We start from the raw sequence: 21515 nt of genomic DNA, 5'->3' as shown, positions 1-21515 counted from the left end.
TTCTTTTATTAACCATTATTTCTACAAAAAGTTACAGACAGTATTCTTTGTCGTGAACATTCAAATAGGGCGTTGATTGGATTAAATTAAAGTAGAGTATGATTGTGGCTTGATTAGCATGGAAAAGCCGATACTTTTTTGTCGTGAATCCGGAGAAAAGCAGCAGGAAACAATTTTGTTTCTACACGCCGGCGGTTTGAGCGGAAAATCCTGGCTGCCGGTCATGGAACGCTTGCCGGAATTTCATTGTCTGGCCCCGGACCTGCCCGGCCAGGGCGGCAGTAGGGGAATTCCTTTCAGTTTTGAAGCCTGCGTGGATGGGTGTGTGCGTTTGATTCACGAGCGTGTTCCCAATCAAAAAGTACACCTGGCGGCCCTGTCTTTGGGCGGCCCGGCGGCTTTTTCTCTCCTTGGAAAATATCCCGATTTAATTGACCATGTACTGATCTCCGGCTGCTCCGGACAGATTCCTGCCTGGCAGACCCGCTTGGCAAAAAGCAGCCTGTGGACTTATCGCCTATTCAAACCGCAAACCCTCGCACGCCTGACCCTTCAGCAGCAGGGCATCCCGGTGGAATACCGCGCGCTGGTCGAAGAGGATTTGGCCCAGTCGACCGACCCCAACTTTATGCGTCCCATGTTGGACGCGCTGTCGCGCTGGGAATTACCGCATGATATCAGCCAGCCGCTGCTGCTGGTGGTTGGGGAAAAAGAACCCCGCGCGGCGCGTCGTTTTACACAGCACTATTTGGCAAAATACCCTCATGCGAGCGGGCTGCTCGCTCCCGGTATGCGCCACGCCTGGAGTTTACAGGATCCGGATGCGTTTGCGGAATTGCTGCGTGCGTGGCTGCGGGATTGCCCATTGCCGCAGGGATATCAGCCATTGGGATGATGACTTTGGCGGATGTATGGATTGAGCGGATTCAAGAAAAAAGACTGGAAAAGTCTGATTTACGCTTTTTCATGATTGTGCAGCCGGAATTTACCGGGTTGAGCAAAATTCTTCTCTGAGGTTTCAATGGACAATTCGTCACAGAAAAAAATTTCGCTTTCGAAATTGCTGGGAATGAACACCTACTGGCTGGGGCTCTCTTTCATGTGGAACAGCCTGCACCCGATTGTTTTGCCGGCCATCCTGCTGCATTTGGTTCCCGAAACGTCCAAAAACTCCTATCTGGGCGGTTTGACATTTCTGGGAATGCTGTTGGCCATGGTCGTTCAGCCCATTTCCGGCGCAGCCAGCGACCATTGGCGTTCGCGCTGGGGCAAACGCCGCCCGCTGGCGCTTTTGGGGACGCTGTTCGATTTTGTCTTTCTGGGATTATTAGCCTGGTCGAAAAATATTTGGGTGCTCTTATGGGGGTATATCGGCCTGCAAATTACCTCCAATACTGCCCAGGGACCGCTGCAGGCCCTGATCCCCGATCGTATTCCGCGTGATCAGATGGGGCGTGCCAGCGGCGTGAAGAACCTGATGGATGTAGGCGGCGTGATCATAGCTTCGGTTGCGGCCGGCCGCCTGCTGTCACCCGATGACCGTTACCCAACGACAATCATGCTGGTGGTGATGGGGGTATTGGCTGCCAGCGCTGCGATCACCTTTGTTACAGCGGACGAAACGCCCAGTTTGGAAACGGAGGAGCATTCCCGTTTCAATATTCGCGAAGCCTTCCGTCTGGATATGCAGCTCAACCGCAATTACGCCTGGCTAATTGCTTCACGCTTTGTATTCCTCATGGGAATTTATGGCGTGCAAGCTTTCGCGCAATATTACATTCAGGACGTCATGCAAGCGCCCAACCCGGTCAAAGCCACCGGTGATTTGATGGCAGCTCTGGCTATCATGCTGGTAATTTGCGCGCTGTTGGGTGGTTGGCTGGCTGACCATCACGGCGCGCGCCGGGTCATCGTTCTGGCCAGCCTGATTTCGGCTGTGGGGTGCCTTTTATTGCCGAACGCACATGACCTGACCAGCCTGGTCTTGTATGCCGGTGTATTGGGCGCGGGTATCGGTTTATACCTGACTTCCAATTGGGCTTTGGCCAGCCGTCTGGCGCCTAAAGCGCAAGCCGGAAAGTTCTTGGGTTTGACCAACCTGGCGACGGCCGGCGCCAGCGCCTTTAGCCGATTGCTGGGTTTTCCGGTGGATTGGTTGAATAACGCCCGGCCGGGCGCGTTCATGGGATATTCCGGCTTGTTTCTTCTTGGCGGGGTGGGCGCCTTGCTCAGCCTGATCCTTTTGGCCCGCGTAAAGGAAGATTAAAAAAACAGGCCGGTGTAATCACCGGCCTGTTTTGCTTTATATTTGTGAACCTTATGATTGGCTCAAAATGTAATCAAAAGCGGATTGCAGCACGACATCCTGATCGGAAAGCACGCTGGCGCGGTCTACCGGCAGCTTTACAGTGGGCTGTACGCCCTGGCCTTCCAGGAAAATACTGCCGTCGGGCAGGGTGAAGCGCCCGGTTGGCAGGGTGATTTCCACGCCTTCCGGCAGCAGGAAATCGCCGCGTGCCGTTTCAGCTTCCACACCGGCTGTGGGGAACTGGCCCATCACCACCATGCCGGGAACCTGGCTGAAGCCGTATGCTTCAATTTCGCAGGCGGAATAGCAGAATTGATCGACCAGCAGGACCATATTCTCGAATCTGTACTGCTCCTCGTTGGGATAGACTTTATCACGCGGGCCGTCCGGTTCAAATTTGCCGGTCTTGTCGCTGTAATATTCCAACTGACCCAGGAGAATATCCTGATCGTCCAGGAAACCGGCCAGACCCAGGGGAGAGCCGCCGTAATTATGGCGCATGTCAATCACAATGCCCGTCGCTCCCGCTTCGCTGAAGGATTTCAGCGCGCGATCAAAAACCCGGATAGCCAAACCCAGATCATCGTAATTGGAATTGATTTTGATGTAGCCGATGCCTGTATTGGAATAGAAGCGATATTCGATCGGTAAGACGTAGCTGTCCGTTTCGCCGCCCTGATAGACAGCGAACAAGCTGTCCAGTTCATAAATGGAGGTCAATTCCACGGTTTGAGCTTTGCCGCTTGCTGCCTTCGAACCGCCGAAAATCGAACTCAGCAGGTTCTTGAAAAAGCCGCCTTCAGCGGAAGTAGACTGAGTGGAGGCATCGTTCATAAATTCAACCGACATGGTGTCGCCGATACCGCCGCGAGTGAGGAATACGGTCTGTTCGTAGCGCTTGCCAAAGTCGGTGGACTGCGGGGAGAAAAGCGGAACTTCATCTATCGCAGTCTGTACATCCTGCCCGTTGATTTTTAGAATCTCGGCGCCGACTTGCATGCCGGCTTGTTCGGCCGGTCCATCGGCTGAGACGTAAACCACTACCACCGTGCCGTCGTCCAGTTCGCGCACGGCAAAACCGTAACCGCCCAGGACTGTGTATTGGTTGTATGCTCCTTCCAGATCGCCGCCGCTTAACCCAACGTGGCCGTCATGGAAGGACATGGCGAAGTCGCGCAGTGCCAGGAAGTACGCATAAGCATCCTGGTTGTTTTCCGCTTCCGCCACACGCGGTGCGATTTGCGCGTAGAGCGTATCCCAATCGAGCTGTTTGCCTTCCACACCGTTGAACGCGTACTCATTGCTGATGATGTTGAATAAGCTGTCGAAGGCTTGTGAATAGGTCTGCGCGGAGAAATCTTTCACCGCGATATCTTTGGGTTCGTACAGGGTGATATTCACTACGCTGTCGCGCATTATGGCAAAGGGGGACTGATCCAGGTCGATGACGGAATAGCCCGCGGGCACGGCCATCTGCGGGTCGTCTGCGGTAAACAACAAGCCGTCATCGCCAAATCCGCTGGGGAAGTCCTGCTGACCATCTGCTGCCCAGATCACCAACTTGCCGCCGGTGACCTCGTCCTGATTTTCAGTATCGGTTTTCACAGAAGCTAGATAGGAGGGCCAGCCCAGCGAGCGGTCGTCGCCGTCGGAGAATACATCGCCGGTTAAGTTGGGGCTGTACCCAACCGTGAAGATCTGCACGCCTTTTTCCGCCTGGGCGTCCTGGTCCACATCGTTAAATTCTCCCAAGGGCTGTATTGGCAGGGAAATGCTGAATGTGGCGCGATTGTTATCCGCGTCCAGATCCATGTAGCCCAGCACCTGTCCATCCACAGGTAATTCCCATTCCTTGTCGCGCTTGATGAACCCGGTCATGTCCAGCAGGGCCACGGCATGTTCAACGTAGTAGGTTTCCACCACAAAGTCATTGGTGTATTCAAATTCCCCGGTGATCTGCACCGGGCCGTCGGGGTCGTCCGCTGTGGGGGACATGACAGCCGGGTTATAAAAGCTGAATGAGGAAAGCAGCAAACTGCTCAAAATGACCAGAGCGGCTAACATTCGATAGTGTTTTTTCATGGTTTCTCTCCTGAGTGAACTGATTTGAAATAATCAATGAAATTGTAATCCAAGCTAATTGATATAAATTACATCAATATGATTATAGATGCAACCGGGAAATTAACAAAAAAACAGCCTCTTCATGAGGCTGTTTTCTGTTGATCACTTTTTAATTATTTGTTTTTGCCGTTGGCCTTGCCGTTATTTGTCTTGACTTTGTTGCCGTCTTCGTCATAGACCTTTTTGGTTTGGCCGACACCGGTGATTTCGGGTTTGCCGTACTTGGCGAACAATTCACCCATGCCGACACCGGTATTGTATTCAGCTAATAAGCTGTCTACTGTGACATCGCAACTGGTGCCATACAGTTCGCAGGATTCCTGCGCTTCGGTGACAATTTGCAGTAACTTGGTGATCTCACCAAAACCGAGGTCATCTTCGGTATGCATCGCGGCAATTTGCTCTTCAGCGCTTAACACTGGAACGGGAGTCGGTTCTTCGACGGAAATTTCACCGCCTTCATCGCCGCCTTCACCTTCAGGTACTTCGGTCGGTTCGCCTGTCCCCGGTTCGCCTGTACCCGGGTCGCCCTCATCCGGGGGAGGGGTTTCCTCGACCTCATCCACTGTAAACAGGTTGGAGAAGAAAGTGGACAACAATAAGACAATTGGATTGTCTAAAAAGCTGCTGCTTTCCTCCACCACGGCTGGAACTTCCGTCGGTTCCGTATCGCTTTGCGCGAAGACTGGCGTCGCGCTGGCGGCTATCATCACGATAGCAACCATTAAACCTGTCCATTTAAATTTTTTGTTCATACCTCACTCCTAGGTTACTTATATTCAACTCTGGGACTTTGGCTTTTGCATCGGTGTTTTTTTTATCATTAAAACCATAGAACCCGGCAACCTGGCTATCCTGGCTGAAATCAGCTGTAGATCCATGGCTTTGCGTCCTCACCTTTCGATGAGTTTGCCTTTATCGAGTTGTTATACAAATAGTACCATACTGTAAGAAAAAAATCAAGGCAGGGCTAGGCGTTGAAATAGGCCCAGTACTCTGCCAGGCTTTTTGAAATCTGGTATTGGAATTGCGAAAATAGAACATAGGATAACAATAACAGCCCGGCCGCGGCCAGCGCGCGCTGCCACTTTGATTGTGTTTTCCACAGATTTTCCAGCGGTTGATACAGATCACTGGCTGCGGAATATACCGGCAGGAGCAGGGGCAGCAGGTAATGGTCGGGTTTGGGTGCTACAAACCATAACAGGTAGATCGCCAGCGGCAGCGACCAGGCCGCGATCAGCGCGTTGATCTTGCGCCGTTGGCCGATAACGCAGCCGGCTGTCAGCAGCCCTGCGAAAACCAGTATCATCCACGGCCGACCATAAGAGACTTTCAGCGTCCAGCGCCAAAATTGCGGCCCCTTGGCATAATAAGGGGAATCGTCGTGTTCGTACCCGCCGGAGAGTTCTTCTGTCTTGAAGGTCTGGATGGCTAGCATCTCCTCGCGCGGCGCCTGATAGAAAAGGAAAGGATTGCTCAAAACGATGACCGCTGCCATGACCAGGATGAAGAGTGCCGCCGCGGCTGCCACCTTTTTCAATTCCAATTGGCCTTTCTTCCAGGCCAGCACGAGATAAAACGGAATGGCGAGGAAAAAGAAAAACCCCATCAGCTTGATGGCTGCGGCCAAACCGCAGGCCGCGGCAGCCATGTAAAAGTTCTTGCCCAGCCTGAAGTCATCCTGATCGAGGAAGAAGAAGGTTAACACAATTGCCAGCAGCATGAGGGAATCCGGATGCCACCAGTGCAGGTTGCTGCGCACCACGGCCGGGATGGTCAGAATCAGGGCGAAAATCAATAGACTCTTCCACCAGGATTTGAAATGCGTGTGAATATAAGCCAGGATGCCGGCGGATAGAATCATCGGAAACACGTTAATGAACTGGCGCAGCAGCAGGATGTTGGTGGGGATGTGGTTGAAGAAATCGCTGCCCTGGATCAGGCGTACAGGCAGCAGTACCAGCATGGAGAAAAAGTAAAATGGATAACCATAATGGTAATCTCCATAAATGATCAGCCGCCCCCAGATAGTGTGAATGTCTCCTTCAAATGCCAGCATGCGCTCAACAATGGGATAGGTGACGTACTCATCCCTGTGAAGGAAAACAATGGGATTGTCCGATCCCTGGGTGGATGCGTTGGGAATCCAGCAGAGCGCGAAATAAAGCGCTCCGACGAATATCAAGGCCCACAGGACTCTCTTTTGTGTTTTTTCCATCTGGATTCTGATTATAGCTAAAAATGACAGCTGGAGGAGATGTGGTTTTCAGGCAGCCGCTTTTATGCTACAGTATGAAGAGTGGAATCCTGAGAAGGAGGCATCAATGAAAGTCAATCGTTGGATAATACTAACTGTCCTGGGGATCGTTCTCTGTTTGGCGCTGGCCTGTACAATTTCATTTGCGGGGGATCAGACCGCAAATGATACAGGCGATACCATTCAGCTGACAATGTCGGCGTTGCAGCAAACTCAAACCGCCCTGGCTCCGCGGGAGACTCCGCAGCCGGAGGAACAGCCAACCGACACTGAATCGGTGGAAGAATTAGATCAACCCACCCCCACCATCAACCCAACACCCTGCAACCTAAGCCATTGGACCGGCGAGACAATCCCGGATGGCACATCCATGGATGCCGGGGACACTTTTACCAAATCCTGGACGCTGCGCAACGACGGCATTTGTGATTGGACAACGGATTACCAGTTTGTCTTTGTGGAAGGGGACCGCATGGGCGGCGCGTCCACGCAAAACCTGTCCAGCCGCATTGAGCCGGGTGAGAGCATTACCTTGTCGGTGCAGCTAACCGCGCCAGACGATGACGGTGAATACCGCGGCGTTTGGCGGCTGCGCTCGGACGATGGTGAGAAGTTTGGCAATTATTGGGTGGATATTTATGTTGGGGAACCGCCGGCCCCTTTCGCCGTGACCGGAGTGTCATTCTACATGCCGCATACAACCATTGATACCGCTTGCCCTAATGACATCAACGTCAAAGCCGAGATTAGGAGCAGCGCGGCCGGTAAGGTAACGTATAAATGGAAAGATAGCGCGGGCGGATCAAGTTCCACCAAATCTTACACCTTCGACGATAAAGGGACGAAAATCGTGGAATACAATGTCACTGCCGCGTCGACAGGCGATTACTGGGCAAAACTGTACATCGATAATCCCAACCATCAATGGTTTGGGCCGATTAATTTTCACGTGAATTGCACACCCTAAGGTTTTCTTGGGGATGAAAACAAAAACCGGGCAGAGTCAAAACATACCCGGTTTTTATTAATTCTACGATTCTTATATAATGTGCCCAATTTGATATAAAATAACTTAAGGATTAATCAATTACTATTAATAAATAGCGAATTTGAAAATGTAGGAGAATTGCATATGGTACAAGGAATTGACGTCAGCCATTGGCAGGATGATAAATCCACTGCCCAAAAAATGGACTTTAAAAAAGCCGCAAAAAAAGGCGCCAAATTCGTGTTCATAAAAGTTTCCGAACGCGGCGCGCTGGATTCGGACTTCGAATATAACTGGCAGGCCGCCAAGGATGCCGGACTGCTGCGCGGCGGATACCATTTCCTGCGCTGGGACCTTTCCGGCTTGATGCAGGCGCGCATTTTCAGCGAGATTTTACAGGATGACCCCGGCGAACTGCCGCCTGTTGCGGATTTCGAAGCACCGCGCTCCGGCAGCCTGTACCCTTCCAACGCGCTGCTGCTGCAGTTCCTGGAGGAGGTCGAAACCAAGCTGGGCCGCAAACCCATCCTGTATACCTCCCCCGGCTACTGGGACATCCACGGCCGCAACAAGTACACCAAGCAGTTCGATGCCAAATGGGCGTATTACCCGCTGTGGGTGGCGCACTATGTCAAGGAATACGTAGCCGGGGTAAGCAAGCCCAAGGATATGGAGCCCTGGACCAGCGCCGGCAAGAGCTGGACCCTCTGGCAGTACACTGCCAATGGCGACGGGCTGGCCTACGGCGCGGAAAGCAAGGGTATTGACCTGAACTGGTTCAACGGCGACCTGGAAGCGCTGTATAAATTCGCCGATGTGGAAAAGACCCCCGGCACAACCAACACCGGCGGTTCCACCTCAGGCACCAGCGGTTCCGTCTCGCTGACTTCCGCGCAGATTGCCAAGCTGAAGACCAAGGTCAACGCTGCCATTGACGAGTGGGCCAAGACGATTAAATAAGAGAGAAACTAAAACTGTATTCCAGATTGATGAATAATGACAGGCTGCTTCTCATTGGAAGCGGCCTGTTTATTTAAAAAGAAGGGTGGTCCCTGAGCGCTTGCCCTGCGTTTATCGATCGTGAAGCATCCCCTAGGGGTGATTGTCCATGCGGAGCGCAGCGCAGCAGGGAAGCCCACGAATTTCTGCCGAAAGGTAGATGCCTTACCACTTGGCGATACTACAATTTTTTTCACAAACGTTTAGAATGCCTTTTATAGAGTAAAGAGTAAATATTTATCAACTATTTTATAGCTAATGCCAAAATTTCATAGTTATTTATTTTTATTTTTCCTATTTTTTCTCTTCAAAATTCTGAAATGCTGTCGAATTGCGCTTTGAGGATATAGGTCCTGTAAACAGAAATTTACGGACTTGATTAATAAATATGTTCAGGAACTACATAATCAAAAAAGAATAGGCAAGAAACAATAAGAGAGCAAGCATACATATATATAGGTTAAGCGGATGCTAGGTGATATTTTATAATTCTAAGAGATTATCATTTATATTTCGTTGACAATATAAAATTCTATACTATGCTAACAAGTATGACAGATATAGACTCTGATTCAAAAGATTATTTTGTGGATGAGGCAGGAAATCCTGAAATATTCAAAAAAGGCGGCGTTTCTATAGTTGGCCAACCTGGATGTTCAACTTATTTTATTTTGGGATATTTAGAGGTAGCTGATCCAAGAAGTCTTCGTGAGAGACTAAGAACTTTACATACAGAACTTCTCGTTGATCCTTATTATGCAAATATTCCCTCTATGAAGATAAACCAGAATAAGACAGCTGTGTTGTTCCATGCGAAAGATGATTGTCAGGAAGTGCGGGAAAAAGTTTTTAGATTATTAAAAAGGGAAGAGGGAATAAAATTTGTTGCAGTAGTAAAAGATAAGAAAAAAGTACTGGATTATGCTTTAGCTAGAAGTAAGGGGAATCCAACATATAGGTACAACCCTAATGAACTTTATGATTTATTAACTAGGAGATTGTTTAAAAACAGTCTTCATAACGCAGATGTATATAAAATATGTTACGCAATTAGGGGACAAAAACCTAGAACAGATGCTTTTGGGAGTTGTTTGCGTATTGCTCAACAAAGGTATTTAGATGATAAAGGACTCTCAGATTGTTCCCGAATAGAGATTTCGCCAACTTTTTCCAAGAACGAACCTTGTTTACAAGCGGCAGACTATTTTCTTTGGGCCTTACAAAGGCTTTATGAAAAATCTAAGATAAGGTATTTAGAATATTTACGAGAGCATTATAAATTAGTAATAGATATTGATGATACAAGAAAAAATAAATACGGTGAATATTATAGTAATCGTAATCCGATTACAAAAGAAAAAGTCTTGCGTGATTAAATACTAAACCAGAGATATAGGATTCTCGTAAGAACCTCACGGCGTGAAGCCGATTTTTGTCTCTGGCAACTCCATTATAGTTTATCCTAGAAAATAGTCAAGTGCATCAATCTTGTATTTATCTCATAGAGACCTCTCCGAGGTGCCTGTCCGTGTGGAGCGCAGCGCAGCAGGGAAATCCACGAATACCTGTCTGCAGGACAGGAGCACAGCTAGGTATATATTTGGGGAAATAAATAGAAAGAGCGGGCGATGGGACTCGAACCCACGAATATCAGCTTGGAAGGCTGATGCCTTACCACTTGGCGACGCCCGCGTGTCCATTATTCTACTCAACTACGGGGTATCGGTCAAGAAAGCGGTTTTCAATGACTTGAGCCCCTGCCGCTGGGCGGCTGCTATTTCCCGGTTTTGTCGTTAAACCGGTTCTTTTTTCACATTCCATGGAAAGTGTATTAAGATTGTGGGATTGAGAAAATCCTGTTCCTCTTGATGGAAATTTACCTCAACAAAGGGAAATGTGCCACTAATGGTAAAGATATCCCAATAATATCGATCAATGCAATGGAATTTATAAATAGCGAGGAAAAAGAAATGAACGATTTTGTTTACCATATTCCCACCAAGGTTTATTTTGGCAAGGATCAGCTGGGCAACCTGGGCGAAGAACTGAAGCAGTTCGGGCAGCGCGTGCTGCTGGTGTATGGCGGAGGTTCGATCAAACGCAATGGCCTTTACGACCGTGTTATGGCAGAGCTCAAACAGGCTGGCCTGGATGTCTTCGAACTATCTGGTGTCGATCCCAACCCGCGTGTAGCCTCGGTCAACAAGGGCGCTGAGATTTGCAAGCGGGAAAAGATCGATGTACTGCTGGCGGTTGGCGGCGGCTCTACCATTGACGCCACCAAGTTCATCGGCGCGGCCGCTTATTACGACGGCGACGCCTGGGACCTGGTCATCAGGAAGGCGCCCATCACTAATTGCCTTCCTATCGTGACCATCCTGACCCTGGCGGCAACCGGTTCTGAAATGGATGCGGGCGGCGTGATCAGTAATCCGGAAACCAGGGAGAAGCTGGTTTGTGGACATCCCGCGCTTTTACCACGGGTTTCTTTCCTGGATCCCACCAATACTTATTCGGTCAGCGCTTTCCAAACGGCCTGTGGTTCGGCCGATATCATGTCGCACATATTCGAAGTGTACTTCACCATGGATGAGGATCTATACATGCTGGATTGCGTGATGGAAGGGCTGCTGAAGACTGTTATCAAGTACACCCCCATCGCGATCAAAGAGCCCGCCAATTACGAAGCCCGTGCGAATCTAATGTGGGCTTCCTCCTGGGCGATCAACGGTTTTGTCAACGGAGGCAAACAAAAAGCCTGGAGCTGCCATCCTTTAGAGCACGAGCTTTCAGCCTTCTACGATATTACCCACGGCCTGGGCCTGGCCATCCTGACCCCGCGCTGGATGGAATATGCGTTGAATGAAACCACCGTCTCGAAATTCTACCAGTTCGGCTGCAATGTCTTTGACATGGATAAGAATATGGAGCCCATGTTGGTCGCAAAGAAGAGCATCGAGCTACTGTCGGAATTCTTCTTCAAGACCATCGGCCTGCAGAGCACCCTCAGCGAGATTGGTATCGATGATACCCACTTCAGCGAGATGGCTAGGAAAGCCTGCAAGGGCGACGTACTGGCTGGTTTCAAACCGCTCAAGCAGCAGGATATCGAAAAAATCTACAGGATGTGCCTGTAATCCATTGTCCTCACCGGATTTTCAGGTAAATTTATATCCGCATCAATTTATCCGTGTCCATCAGGGATTGTCCAATCTACAGATGGACACGGACGAACGAGCCTGTGTTCATCTGCTTTCTATCCGCGTGGTTCTGTGGTTGCAACCATGTTATAATTTTTTTCGCCCATCAGGGCCCGTAGCTCAGCGGCAGAGCACGCGGCTCATAACCGCTTGGTCGCAGGTTCGAATCCTGCCGGGCCCACTAAACCACTGATAAAATTTTCTATTTCTCTTATGAAACTTTAGTCATAATCCTCAAGCGTTTAACTGTTGGGGATTATTTTTATTTCTGAGAATTGTGGGTGTTATTTGTGAAACAGAATTGAAGCCTGAAAGTTTTTTAAATTCCATATTATGCGAAAAATTATCTATAGCTATTGAAGGTTCAATTAACTGAAGATTAATACTATCCAATGTCCCTTTTGGAATAAATACGGATAAGATGATAACTTCCTCCATAAAACCAGTCATCCCATTTAGCTGATTACATTTTGCATTAATAGTAATTGTTTCAAAGGGAAGTAATGCGAATACTTCTCTGCTTAATCTTATTACACCACTGCATACATATTCTTTATAGAGAAGATACCTTGTTGATTTGGGCATTTCTCTCTTTGAGAGACCACCATTTATTAACAGTTTTAATATGAATGTTGGAATAATCTCATCAATCGGATGAACAAGCAATTCAAATATGGGGGGATTTTCGTCTGAAAAATGGAAATCAATTCTCTCACCAATAAATGGGTTTTCTTTTATTGTTAATTGTGAGCTTAAGACTTCACCATAAGCTTCGGTCTCGCCTTTAATAATTCTCGATGCTAGATTTTTATCACTTTCCCATCTTAGAAGTCTGTTTTCGTAATCTAGGACTTGTTCATCGTGAATTTGATTGTCTTTTTCTATTGCTTGTTGAATTTCATTTTCTAGGTCGGATAGTTGCTTTTCAGTTCTTTGGAAAAGTTTAACAAAAAATGAAGGATGATATTCTTGTTTTTTTTCTCGCGCAATAACCTCAAAATGATTGTTTTTCGGGATTTCCTTTGGCGGTTCCTTCTGGGATAAATAGCTCCAATCAATTGAATTGCAGCAGTCCTTATGTAGTGTGGTTATTGCAGATAATAAGTATTGGTATTGTTCAACTGCAGTTCTTGCAACTTCAAATGCTTCTGCTTTAGCTCGTTTCTTTTCTTCATAAGCTTGTTCACGAGCAGCTCTTTTTGCTGCCCTTTCCATCTCTCTTATCAAACCATATATTGTAGGCATATTTCCCTCCATCCGCCTTATACACCAATATATAAGATTTTATGATTATTTCCAAATATTTGAGATATCTTAATAAGAGAATTCGTAGATTGGATTAAAAATTATTAAGTTCCCCACTACAATTAACGTATGACCACACAACGCCTCTGGCTCTCCCGCCTGCTGATCGGCGCAGTGCTGTTCTTCAACTTGCAGTGCGCCCTGGCCTTCCTGGCGGACCCAGCAGCCTACATGGCCGGTTTTGGGCTGAGCGGGGCGGCTGGGGCGGGCATGATCCGCGGGATGGGGCTGTTGTTTGTAATGTGGAATGTGCCCTATATCTTTGCTTGCCTGAACCCGCTCAAACACCGCACCTCATTGATCGAGGCGAATATCATGCAGGCTATTGGTTTAATAGGGGAGACCTGGATCTTATTCAGCAGCGATTATCAAAACCCGCTCATCACGGTCAGCGTGATGCGCTTCATTGTCTTTGACGGGGGCGGGTTGGTGCTGCTCCTAATCGCGTATTTTCTGACAACTAAAAGGGGTAAAAAAAACCGGGCTTAGGCCAGGATGGCATTCAGCAGCAGGAAGGCGGCGAACCCAACCGCGATGGTCCACAGGGCGCTCTTGGTGCGCCAGGCGACCAGGATGGCCACGATGCCTGCCAGCATGCGCGCGTTGGCCAGCGAGAAATCCAGGGCGTTATCCACCACGACTAATTCCGGTATGATGATGGCAGTCAGCACGGCCACCGGCACGTAGCGCAGCGCGCTGGTCACGATTTGGGGCGGCTGCCATTTGTCCAACAACAGGATAAAAGACAAGCGTGTCAGGTAAGTCAGGATGCCAACCGCGATCATGATGATCCAGATGTCGCTCATTTCTTCTCGCTCCATAAGCCCACCAGGATGCCTACCAAAGCGGCGGCCATCAGGCCCAACTTGTAGGGCAGGTTGCGCGCCAACACGGCGGTCACGCCCGCGCTCAGGGCTGCCAGCAGGGAAGGCCGGTCGACAATGGCCGGCACGGTCAACGCGATGAAGGTCAATGCCAGGGTGAAGTCCAGCCCCCAGCTGGCCGGTACCTGCGCGCCCAGGAAGATGCCCGCGGCGGTGCTGAGCTGCCAGGTGGTCCACAGGGTCAACCCGGCTCCCAGAAAATACCAGTGCCGGTAGCCGCTGTCATTGGGCTGTTTGTAATGCATCACCACCAGCGCAAAAGCTTCGTCCACCAATACGTAAGACAACAGCATTTTCCACAGGGGTGTCAGGGGGCGGGTGTAGGGCGCCAGCGAGGCGCTGTAGAGCGCGTGGCGCAGATTGATCACAAAACCGGTCAGGATCATCATGATGGTGGGCATGCCCACGTTGAGCAGCTGCACCAGCATGAATTGCGCCGAACCGGCGAACACGACCGAGGACATGGCCTGGGCATCCAGGTTGGACAGCCCCGCGCCGGTAGCCAGCACGCCGTAAATCATGCCGAAGGGCGCCACACCCAACAGGATGGGAATGATGTCCCTGAGCCCGCTCAGGAATTCGGTGCGTTTAATTGCGGTGGAGTTGTCGACGGCCATTAAGTCCCCAATTATACGAGAAAAAAATTAGTGTTGTATAAAATCTCCGTTAGAAATCGAAGGTCAATCTTTCCGCCCTATTATAAACTGCTCGATCTGTTTTCCGATGGACGGCCCCACACCCTGGATGCTTTGCAGCCCCTTCAGCCCCATCTGGCTGTAAACCAGTCCAATGTCCTGTTCCAATTCCTCCACTGCCCAGGCGGCTTTGCGGTAGGGCCAGATGCGCGCGGCATCCATTCCATCCAACTCCATCTCGTAGGTGCGGTCCGCCAGCAGCTCGGCGGCTTGTTTGTTCAGAGCGCGTTTTTCGCCCGGCAGGATGGGGCGCGGCATGCGGTCGGAAATGCCGGCTTTGATGCAAAGCTCACGCACCATGCGGCCGATCTTCAGCCAATGGTCGCCGGACGGGCCGTAACTTTGGGTCGGGTACAGTCGCTGGTAAAGCGGCAGCAGTTCCGGCAGGCTGCTTTGTAAGTAATCCATGAAGTAGGTCCTTTGCTGGTCGGAGAGCGTCAGGGTGGAAGCCAGCACGAAGCGCCCGCCTGCGTCGGCTGTGCGCTGGATAACCAGCTCCAGGTTCTCGCGCGAATCCCCCAGACCGGGCAGAATGGGCATCAGGCAGATGCCGGTGCGGATGCCGGCTTTGGACAGTGCCTGCATGGCGGCAAAGCGTTCCGCCGGGCGCGGCGCCAGCCCTTCCATGCGGTCGAGCTGCGCGGCGTTGGGCGACTGCGCGGTATGAATGACGCTGAAGGCCACCGTCGCGTAAGATTTGCGCGCGATGTCCTGGATCAAATCCAGGTCGCGCAGCACCAGCGGGGAGCGTTCCAGCATGAAGATCGGAAAATCTAGCTCCAGGCAGACTTCCAGCAATTGGCGCGAGATCCGGTATTTGCGTTCCAAGGGCTGGTAGTCGCCCACGGCGATGGCGTCGCGCGGGTTTTTGGCCAGCGCGCGCCGCAGCAGTTCGGGCGCGTTCTCTTTGACCTTGATCACGTAGGGGAAATCGTTGAGGTCATCGTAAGGCGCGTACTTGCGTTCGCGGCAATAGCAGAACTCGCAGCCGTGCTGGCAGCCGATGTATGGGTAGACGCTGTAGCGAGTCCAGAACCAGTGGTCGGGGCGTTTGTGTTTGTTCAGTATCGCCTTAACTTCATAGGGGATAAACTCCGCTTTGCGGCCCATGCCTTATCTCTCGAATTTCTTTCTGAAATCAGCGGGCAGGAATTTCAGCGCTTTGCGTTTGACAATAGCGGCCGGGCTGCGGCCGGCTGCCAGCAGCTGTTCTTCCAGCCAGGGCTGAGTGACTTCCGGGAAGTAGCGCCCGCAGGTCTTCAGTGCCCATCCCACGCCTTTGGCCGTGTCATAATCCTTTTCTTCCAGCATGGGGCTGAGAAAGTCCAACAACGCGCGGGCTTGTTCGGCGCTGCCGGGCAGGCCGCGCGAGCGCTTGGCCCAGAAATGCCCTGCCACACCCAGCGCGCGCCGCACCCAGGCGTCCGGGTCGCTGCGCCATGAAGACAGAATTTCCAGGCCGGGTTGGAACTGCGCCACCAGCGCCGGGCCGGGCACACGTTCGCCGATGATGTCGCAGCCGTACCAGATTTGGGCTTGCGCAATATATTTCCGGCTGGCTTCCAACGCGCCGGCCAGATCCCGCGACAGGCGTTCGCGCAGCGCCGATGCGATGATCACCCAGCCGACCTCACTGCGCTGGTCGGCTATGGCTTGCAGCAGCTCATCGACATTATCCTTACCGGCTGTGTCCAGCTCTGCGCCCACCAGATCCAGCAGGCGAAAGGGCGTGCGTTCGCGCAGGATGCCATTCAATACATCCAAAGCAGCCGGAACGCCATCATTTTCGAGCGTTTGTCTGACCTGCGCGCCATACGCGCGCGCCTGTGAAGCGGATTGAAGAAGCATGAATTTATTATATAGAAATAGAGATAAAAAAACCGCGGGAGATTCCCGCGGTGATGGTGAAAGAAGGGGGCTTAATCGGCCGGTTCAAGCTCAACTTTTTTATTCTTCAAGTTGACGATGAAGATGCCGGACAGGATCAGGAGAGCGCCTGCGAAGGACTGCCAATGAAAGGGTTCGCCTAGAAAAATGATGCCCAGCAGAACGCCAACCAATGGGGAAATGTAGGTTGTGGTGGACACACGGGTCGGCCCGATGCGATGCAGCAGGTAAAAATAAAGAATGTAGGCGATGCAGGAGCCCAGCAAACCCAGCCACAACAGCGCGACCCAGGTCAGCGCATGGTTGGGGAGGGCGGGAATGCCTTCAGTGGCAAATACGGCGATCCAGATGATGGCAGATCCCATCGATAATTGCAGGAAGGCTTGCAGCTGCGGCGGCAGGCCGGTGCCCTTTTTCCGGGCAAAGACGGCTGAAAAAGCGTAGAACACCGACGAGAGCAGACAGGCGGCCATACCGTTCAGCCCCTGATTCCATCCCGATTGGACGTTGGGCAGGGCCAGGAGGATCACACCGATGAAACCGGTGATCAGGCCGGCTATTTTTGATATGGTAATACCTTCTTCTTTAATCATCAAAGGCGCGATGATGATGGTGAAGAGCGGCATGGTGCTGTTGATGATGGAAGCAATTCCGGAATCGACGTATTGTTCACCCCAGGAGATCAATGCCCAGGGGATGGAAATATTGCAGATTGCGATGATCAGAAAATCCGGCACCCTTTTGCGCAGCTCTTTCCAGGACGGCATGCTCTCCCGGTAGTGGTAAATAATTGCTCCAAGCCCAAGCGAAGCAAACAGCGTGCGGAATCCTACCAGCACCAGCGGACTTACATCGGCGACCGCGATTTTAATCCACAGAAAAGAAGTACCCCAAATTAAACCCAAGACCCAAAGAATGGTCCATTCTTTAGTCTTCATTTATTTCTTATTTCCCTTGGAGGAATCCTTATTGTCTTTATCCGGATCGGGATATTTTTTGCCGAATGCGATGGTAAGTTTGATGCCCACGGCGATCATGACCACCGCGATTAAAAATACAGGGACCTGAACCGGCACCAGAAAATAGCTGATTAACGAGGAAAGCGCCAAAACACCGCTGTAAATATAGAAACGGCGCAGGGGAATCAACCATCCGGCGGCCGCGAAGAGCAATCCGCCTACGACGCCTATGATCAGGTTGCGAACATCGCCCTGGCCGATGGTGCCGAGCTTGACCTGCATGTCAAAGGGATCCAGCATAATCATGGTGCTGATAATCAGCAGCCAAATTGCCAGCCCAACGGCTGTTTGGATGGTCCAACTGTGGGCAATCTTCTCGTTGGCCTTAAGCGCTTTTAATCCAAGGCGCGGCAAGGTAAAGCGATTTTTCAACGAGGAAATCAGCAGGATGGGAATCCAGGTAAATAAGGAAGTTGCAGAGGTTTGGTTGAGGATATCCAACCCAAAATTCAGCAGCACGGCACCGGCAATTAAGTCCAGGCCGCCGTCTGAATGATACAGCTGCATAACTTCCGCTCTGTCTTTTTTGGAAAAATCTGATGAGGACATATATACTCCAGCTTGATTACTTTATAAGTACGTAAGAATCTAATTATATCCGTAAATCAATTTAATCCCTGTGTTTATGGGTGATATCGGGTAGAATTTGCTCTCATACGTCAAAGGATAATTCACCGGATGAAAAACACCGAATCAAAAAAAGCAATGATCTTTATTGGCCTGGGTGTGCTGTTGTTGGGCACCGGGCCAATGTTTGTCAAATATGTGCATGCCAATGGAGTCCTGGTCGGTTTTTATCGGCTGTTCTTCGCGGCCATCATGTTGAGCATTCCGGTTTTGATCATCAAACCCAAAGAGGAAAAGCCGTTGCAGGCCGGAGGCGGATTGAAATGGGCCGTGCTGGGCGGGTTGGTTTTTGCCACCAACATCAGCTTGTGGTGCAGCGCGTTAAATTTCACCACTGCCTCGGCCGTTACACTCCTGGATAACACCGCCCCGGTTTGGGTTGGATTGATAGGCTGGTTATTTTTAAAAGAAAGACAGCCCTGGCAGTATTGGCTGGGACTGCTGGTGACCATTAGCGGCGCGGGCATCATGATCGGCTGGGACATCCTCTACAGTTCCGGGCAGCAAAGCACCGGCAACCTGATTGGTATTGCCTCCGGTTTATCCTATGCCCTCTATATCCTGATTACCCAAAAAGCCCGCCGCTATATGAGCAGCCTGCGCTATTCCTGGCTGGTAACACTGAGCGGCTCGGCCGGTTTGGTAATTGCCGCCGGGATCATGGGACTTTTCCCTGAGCCGCTCCCGTTCAACAGCCTGTTTATGATCTTCCTGATGGCGCTGACCTCACAGGTAATTGCCTGGGTGCTGGTTAACCATGCCTTAGGCAAATTGCCTGCCGCGGCGGCTTCGGTGGCTCTGGTCGGGCAGCCGGTGGTGACCACGCTGCTTGGAATCGTGATTTTAAAGGAAATCCCTTCTCCATTACAGTTGGTTGGCGCGCTGGTTTGCCTTATCGGCATTTTTACGGTTCAAAAATCACAGGATAATTCCGTCACATCTCCCACTGCTTAATACCAATTTGGCATTTCGCATACTGATAAAGTGAAGATTGAAAACGGCTGCGTATGGTAAAATCCAGCAAATATGATCTCGGTCTATTTCATTTTTAATGCATTGGAAGCTTTTTTCCTGGCAGTTTACCTGGCCTCGATCGGGTCGCTACCCAGTGAACGTGTTTTTCTCAATCTTTCCCTATCCCGATTGATAATTGTTTTAATTGTCGGGATCATTGCGGTCGCTTTCGGAATAATGGCAGCCAAATCCCGGCCTGAAAACAGCTGGATTAAACAGAAAATCCAGGCGATCTCAAAGGATGAAAAAAAAGTCTGGGTTGTGTTTCTGATCAGCCTGGCTGTGGTGGCTGTGGTTTACTTCCTGCTGACGACCGAGAAGGCGAAATTTGGTAATTTCAGGCAGGTATATGATCGCTTGGAACCGGTGCTGGTTTGGGTGGCGGTCATGGGGGCGCAGACAGCCTTTTTTGCTGTAGTTTGGTACTGCGCTTTATTTATTGACTACAGCCAATCTCCAAGTGCCCTGAACGCATCGGAGCTGCCGGCGCTGTTCGGTATCTACGCGATTTTTATCCTCGTGAAATTGCTGCTGGTAACGTCATCTTCCTACGGCCCATTGGGCAGCGGGGACGAGATGACTTATTATGATATGGCCGATTCATTCCACCGCGGCTTCTTTTCCATCGCCCAATCGCACCATTATCCGCCGCTCTATCCGCTCTATTTCATGCCGGCGCTGGTGTTTGGAAGTTATGCCTTTGAAGGCATTAAATTATTGAATGTGATTGCCTCCTCCAGCGTGATCTTTCCCGTTTACTTCATCGCGCGTCATTTTTTGGACCGCAAACAGAGCCTCATTACGGTGCTGCTGACCTGCCTGATCCCCTATCATCTGGTCTTCCCGCGCCGCATCCTCAGCGAAAATCTTTTCTTCCCCTTATTCATTTGGACAGTGTTCATCACCTTTGCCCTGCCGAAAAATAAACGTGTACGACTGCCATGGGATCTGCTCAATGGAGTCATGCTGGCGGTGTTGTACCTGACACGCTATATCACCCTGGCGGCCATTCCTTTTTTTGTCTTGGCCTGGTGGGTTAAACCTTTCGAAGGAGAACGCTCCATATTCAAGCCCGGGTGGAAGAAATTTAGCCATCTGGTTGGGATGGGCATTGCCATGCTGGCTGTTTACAGCCCCTGGTTGATTGCGGGCTTGCGCGAGCATGTCAATCTGAAACTGGTTCTGGGTTTTGGAGTGGCATCCAAGACCGATCCGGCTCAATTGACCTTGTACAATCTGGTTACCTGGATGGGGCTGTATGCCAGTTATTACATCTTGGTCGCGGCGCCGGTGCTGAATTTGTTATTGACTGCCTTTACCCAGCTGGATTTGAAACGCTGGCGTGAAAACCTGGGCCGCCTGGCATTCCAGGTATTGGCTCTGATGGCCGGTTTTTTCATAGCGGTCACACGCCATTCCTGGCGGGCTTTCTACAATCGTGAGATGCCTTCCAAAATCATGGGTCGTTACCTGATTGTGTATTCGCTCCTGTATATCATCCTGGCAGTGATTATTATGGTCAAATTCGACCGCAGCCGGGTGAAATCCAAAGCCAAATTTATTTTTTGGACAGGCGTTTTTCCAATCGCATTGGTTGTTTTCTCCCATGCGGCCCTGTTTGACGGGAAAATCTTTCCTACAGATGGAAACCTGTTCAATGCGCTGGGTTCGGTGGACGGTTTCTTCACTGACGTCCTTGGCCCGTATTTCTACGTGATTATTGTCGTTCTGTATGCGGTAGAAATTTACCTGCTGCTGCAGGATAAACGGAAATATTTTGTATCCGTGTTGACTTTCGGGCTGCTGATCTATTACATGGCTGGTTATCCCGCTTATTACAAAGTCTTATTGGATTACCAAACCTATCCCTGGCTGTCCGATAAGATAGCCGAAATGGTGCGCGCCGATGGCAACGTCGACCTGGCATCCGACAATATTACTGTTTTTATTCCACAGGGCAATGAAACGCAGGACAGGGTTGAAATGTATAACGGCCTGCGCGTTCGCGGCATTGACAATGCGGACGTTGTAATTACCAGGGAGGGAACTAACAGTATCGTGAAAACCGACCTGAGCTTTATCATCCGCAAGGTCGATAAGCTTAACCCGGCTGCACCCGGCCAAACAGTCTATGAGTTCAATGGGGAAAGCTTCACTATTGAGAACATCAGCCGGTGAAATCGAAAAATACCGTAAAGCATAGAG

At 50.5% G+C, this 21515-nt stretch carries 19 protein-coding genes, 2 tRNA genes and 1 riboswitch; of the genes, 10 read left to right on the top strand and 11 right to left on the bottom strand.

Translation table 11 applies throughout. The annotated features are described in order from the left end of the window. Positions 1-118 precede the first annotated feature (118 nt). Entirely contained in the window at positions 119-895 is a 777-nt protein-coding gene (locus Pelsub_RS15210; RefSeq protein WP_116226139.1) for an alpha/beta fold hydrolase, read from the top strand. Positions 896-1021: 126 nt separating this feature from the next. Further along, positions 1022-2266, top strand: a complete 1245-nt coding sequence (locus tag Pelsub_RS15205) for an MFS transporter (RefSeq protein WP_116226138.1) — start codon at positions 1022-1024, stop codon at positions 2264-2266. Between the two features lie 51 nt (positions 2267-2317). On the opposite strand, the gene Pelsub_RS15200 is transcribed toward Pelsub_RS15205, so the two are convergent. The 3 genes from Pelsub_RS15200 to Pelsub_RS15190 form a co-directional block, all read right to left on the bottom strand. Further along, positions 2318-4390, bottom strand: coding sequence for a S41 family peptidase (locus Pelsub_RS15200; RefSeq protein ID WP_116226137.1), 2073 nt, complete (start codon positions 4388-4390; stop codon positions 2318-2320). A gap of 155 nt (positions 4391-4545) precedes the next feature. Next, positions 4546-5187, bottom strand: a complete 642-nt coding sequence (locus Pelsub_RS15195) for a hypothetical protein (RefSeq protein WP_116226136.1) — start codon at positions 5185-5187, stop codon at positions 4546-4548. Positions 5188-5269: 82 nt separating this feature from the next. Beyond that, positions 5270-5356, bottom strand: a riboswitch (cyclic di-GMP riboswitch). A 46-nt stretch (positions 5357-5402) separates the two neighbouring features. Next, entirely contained in the window at positions 5403-6653 is a 1251-nt protein-coding gene (locus tag Pelsub_RS15190; protein ID WP_116226135.1) for a hypothetical protein, read from the bottom strand. A gap of 106 nt (positions 6654-6759) precedes the next feature. Between Pelsub_RS15190 and Pelsub_RS15185 the strand changes: the two genes are divergently transcribed. From Pelsub_RS15185 to Pelsub_RS15175, 3 genes are all read left to right on the top strand, one after another. Then, positions 6760-7659 (top strand): NBR1-Ig-like domain-containing protein, encoded by a 900-nt coding sequence (locus Pelsub_RS15185; protein ID WP_158675159.1) that lies wholly within the window; start codon positions 6760-6762, stop codon positions 7657-7659. Between the two features lie 165 nt (positions 7660-7824). Beyond that, the gene (locus Pelsub_RS15180; RefSeq protein ID WP_116226133.1) at positions 7825-8640 is read left to right on the top strand and encodes a glycoside hydrolase family 25 protein; all 816 of its coding nucleotides are present in this window, start codon (positions 7825-7827) and stop codon (positions 8638-8640) included. 590 nt (positions 8641-9230) lie between these two features. Continuing rightward, positions 9231-10055: a DUF3800 domain-containing protein gene (locus Pelsub_RS15175; RefSeq protein ID WP_158675158.1), complete on the top strand. Its 825-nt coding sequence runs from the start codon at positions 9231-9233 to the stop codon at positions 10053-10055. Between the two features lie 244 nt (positions 10056-10299). On the opposite strand, the gene Pelsub_RS15170 is transcribed toward Pelsub_RS15175, so the two are convergent. Next, a tRNA-Gly gene (locus Pelsub_RS15170) sits at positions 10300-10371 on the bottom strand. Between the two features lie 278 nt (positions 10372-10649). On the opposite strand from Pelsub_RS15170, the gene Pelsub_RS15165 reads away from it, so the two are divergent. Continuing rightward, complete coding sequence (locus Pelsub_RS15165) at positions 10650-11816, top strand: iron-containing alcohol dehydrogenase (protein WP_116226130.1); 1167 nt, start codon at positions 10650-10652, stop codon at positions 11814-11816. Positions 11817-11988: 172 nt separating this feature from the next. Further along, positions 11989-12060: transfer RNA gene (locus Pelsub_RS15160), tRNA-Ile, on the top strand. Between the two features lie 53 nt (positions 12061-12113). Here the strand turns inward: Pelsub_RS15160 and Pelsub_RS15155 are convergent. Then, complete coding sequence (locus Pelsub_RS15155; RefSeq protein WP_116226129.1) at positions 12114-13124, bottom strand: hypothetical protein; 1011 nt, start codon at positions 13122-13124, stop codon at positions 12114-12116. A gap of 129 nt (positions 13125-13253) precedes the next feature. Here Pelsub_RS15155 and Pelsub_RS15150 point away from each other — a divergent pair, with 129 nt between their 5' ends. Next, the gene (locus Pelsub_RS15150) at positions 13254-13673 is read left to right on the top strand and encodes a hypothetical protein (RefSeq protein WP_116226128.1); all 420 of its coding nucleotides are present in this window, start codon (positions 13254-13256) and stop codon (positions 13671-13673) included. Here Pelsub_RS15150 and Pelsub_RS15145 read toward each other — a convergent pair. The 6 genes from Pelsub_RS15145 to Pelsub_RS15120 form a co-directional block, all read right to left on the bottom strand. After that, complete coding sequence (locus Pelsub_RS15145; RefSeq protein ID WP_198418370.1) at positions 13670-14005, bottom strand: AzlD domain-containing protein; 336 nt, start codon at positions 14003-14005, stop codon at positions 13670-13672. The genes Pelsub_RS15150 and Pelsub_RS15145 overlap by 4 nt on opposite strands. Next, a complete protein-coding gene (locus Pelsub_RS15140; protein ID WP_116226126.1) occupies positions 13987-14685 on the bottom strand; it encodes an AzlC family ABC transporter permease in 699 nt (232 codons plus the stop codon). The genes Pelsub_RS15145 and Pelsub_RS15140 overlap by 19 nt, the downstream gene beginning before the upstream one ends. Before the next feature lie 63 nt (positions 14686-14748). After that, positions 14749-15873 (bottom strand): radical SAM protein, encoded by a 1125-nt coding sequence (locus Pelsub_RS15135; RefSeq protein ID WP_116226125.1) that lies wholly within the window; start codon positions 15871-15873, stop codon positions 14749-14751. Positions 15874-15876: 3 nt separating this feature from the next. Continuing rightward, a complete protein-coding gene (locus Pelsub_RS15130; protein WP_116226124.1) occupies positions 15877-16611 on the bottom strand; it encodes a DNA alkylation repair protein in 735 nt (244 codons plus the stop codon). Between the two features lie 71 nt (positions 16612-16682). After that, positions 16683-17588 (bottom strand): DMT family transporter, encoded by a 906-nt coding sequence (locus Pelsub_RS15125; protein WP_116226123.1) that lies wholly within the window; start codon positions 17586-17588, stop codon positions 16683-16685. Further along, positions 17589-18218 carry a hypothetical protein gene (locus Pelsub_RS15120; protein WP_116226122.1) on the bottom strand — a complete coding sequence of 210 codons (630 nt, stop codon included), beginning with the start codon at positions 18216-18218 and terminating at the stop codon, positions 17589-17591. Between the two features lie 129 nt (positions 18219-18347). Here Pelsub_RS15120 and Pelsub_RS15115 point away from each other — a divergent pair, with 129 nt between their 5' ends. Both Pelsub_RS15115 and Pelsub_RS15110 read left to right on the top strand, forming a co-directional pair. Continuing rightward, positions 18348-19250: a DMT family transporter gene (locus tag Pelsub_RS15115; RefSeq protein ID WP_116226121.1), complete on the top strand. Its 903-nt coding sequence runs from the start codon at positions 18348-18350 to the stop codon at positions 19248-19250. A 72-nt stretch (positions 19251-19322) separates the two neighbouring features. Beyond that, positions 19323-21488 carry an ArnT family glycosyltransferase gene (locus tag Pelsub_RS15110; protein ID WP_116226120.1) on the top strand — a complete coding sequence of 722 codons (2166 nt, stop codon included), beginning with the start codon at positions 19323-19325 and terminating at the stop codon, positions 21486-21488. Positions 21489-21515: the final 27 nt, after the last annotated feature.

The organism is Pelolinea submarina, assembly GCF_003966975.1.
In the GTDB taxonomy this organism is placed as follows: Bacteria; Chloroflexota; Anaerolineae; order Anaerolineales; family Anaerolineaceae; genus Pelolinea; species Pelolinea submarina.
This window is presented reverse-complemented; position numbering and strand designations above follow the sequence as displayed.

Coding starts and splice junctions, on each gene's coding strand:
- Pelsub_RS15210 (WP_116226139.1), top strand. CDS start 119: ATGGAAAAGCCGATACTTTTTTGTCGTGAATCCGGAGAAAAGCAGCAG.
- Pelsub_RS15205 (WP_116226138.1), top strand. CDS start 1,022: ATGGACAATTCGTCACAGAAAAAAATTTCGCTTTCGAAATTGCTGGGA.
- Pelsub_RS15200 (WP_116226137.1), bottom strand. CDS start 4,390: ATGAAAAAACACTATCGAATGTTAGCCGCTCTGGTCATTTTGAGCAGT.
- Pelsub_RS15195 (WP_116226136.1), bottom strand. CDS start 5,187: ATGAACAAAAAATTTAAATGGACAGGTTTAATGGTTGCTATCGTGATG.
- Pelsub_RS15190 (WP_116226135.1), bottom strand. CDS start 6,653: ATGGAAAAAACACAAAAGAGAGTCCTGTGGGCCTTGATATTCGTCGGA.
- Pelsub_RS15185 (WP_158675159.1), top strand. CDS start 6,760: ATGAAAGTCAATCGTTGGATAATACTAACTGTCCTGGGGATCGTTCTC.
- Pelsub_RS15180 (WP_116226133.1), top strand. CDS start 7,825: ATGGTACAAGGAATTGACGTCAGCCATTGGCAGGATGATAAATCCACT.
- Pelsub_RS15175 (WP_158675158.1), top strand. CDS start 9,231: ATGACAGATATAGACTCTGATTCAAAAGATTATTTTGTGGATGAGGCA.
- Pelsub_RS15165 (WP_116226130.1), top strand. CDS start 10,650: ATGAACGATTTTGTTTACCATATTCCCACCAAGGTTTATTTTGGCAAG.
- Pelsub_RS15155 (WP_116226129.1), bottom strand. CDS start 13,124: ATGCCTACAATATATGGTTTGATAAGAGAGATGGAAAGGGCAGCAAAA.
- Pelsub_RS15150 (WP_116226128.1), top strand. CDS start 13,254: ATGACCACACAACGCCTCTGGCTCTCCCGCCTGCTGATCGGCGCAGTG.
- Pelsub_RS15145 (WP_198418370.1), bottom strand. CDS start 14,005: ATGGAGCGAGAAGAAATGAGCGACATCTGGATCATCATGATCGCGGTT.
- Pelsub_RS15140 (WP_116226126.1), bottom strand. CDS start 14,685: ATGGCCGTCGACAACTCCACCGCAATTAAACGCACCGAATTCCTGAGC.
- Pelsub_RS15135 (WP_116226125.1), bottom strand. CDS start 15,873: ATGGGCCGCAAAGCGGAGTTTATCCCCTATGAAGTTAAGGCGATACTG.
- Pelsub_RS15130 (WP_116226124.1), bottom strand. CDS start 16,611: ATGCTTCTTCAATCCGCTTCACAGGCGCGCGCGTATGGCGCGCAGGTC.
- Pelsub_RS15125 (WP_116226123.1), bottom strand. CDS start 17,588: ATGAAGACTAAAGAATGGACCATTCTTTGGGTCTTGGGTTTAATTTGG.
- Pelsub_RS15120 (WP_116226122.1), bottom strand. CDS start 18,218: ATGTCCTCATCAGATTTTTCCAAAAAAGACAGAGCGGAAGTTATGCAG.
- Pelsub_RS15115 (WP_116226121.1), top strand. CDS start 18,348: ATGAAAAACACCGAATCAAAAAAAGCAATGATCTTTATTGGCCTGGGT.
- Pelsub_RS15110 (WP_116226120.1), top strand. CDS start 19,323: ATGATCTCGGTCTATTTCATTTTTAATGCATTGGAAGCTTTTTTCCTG.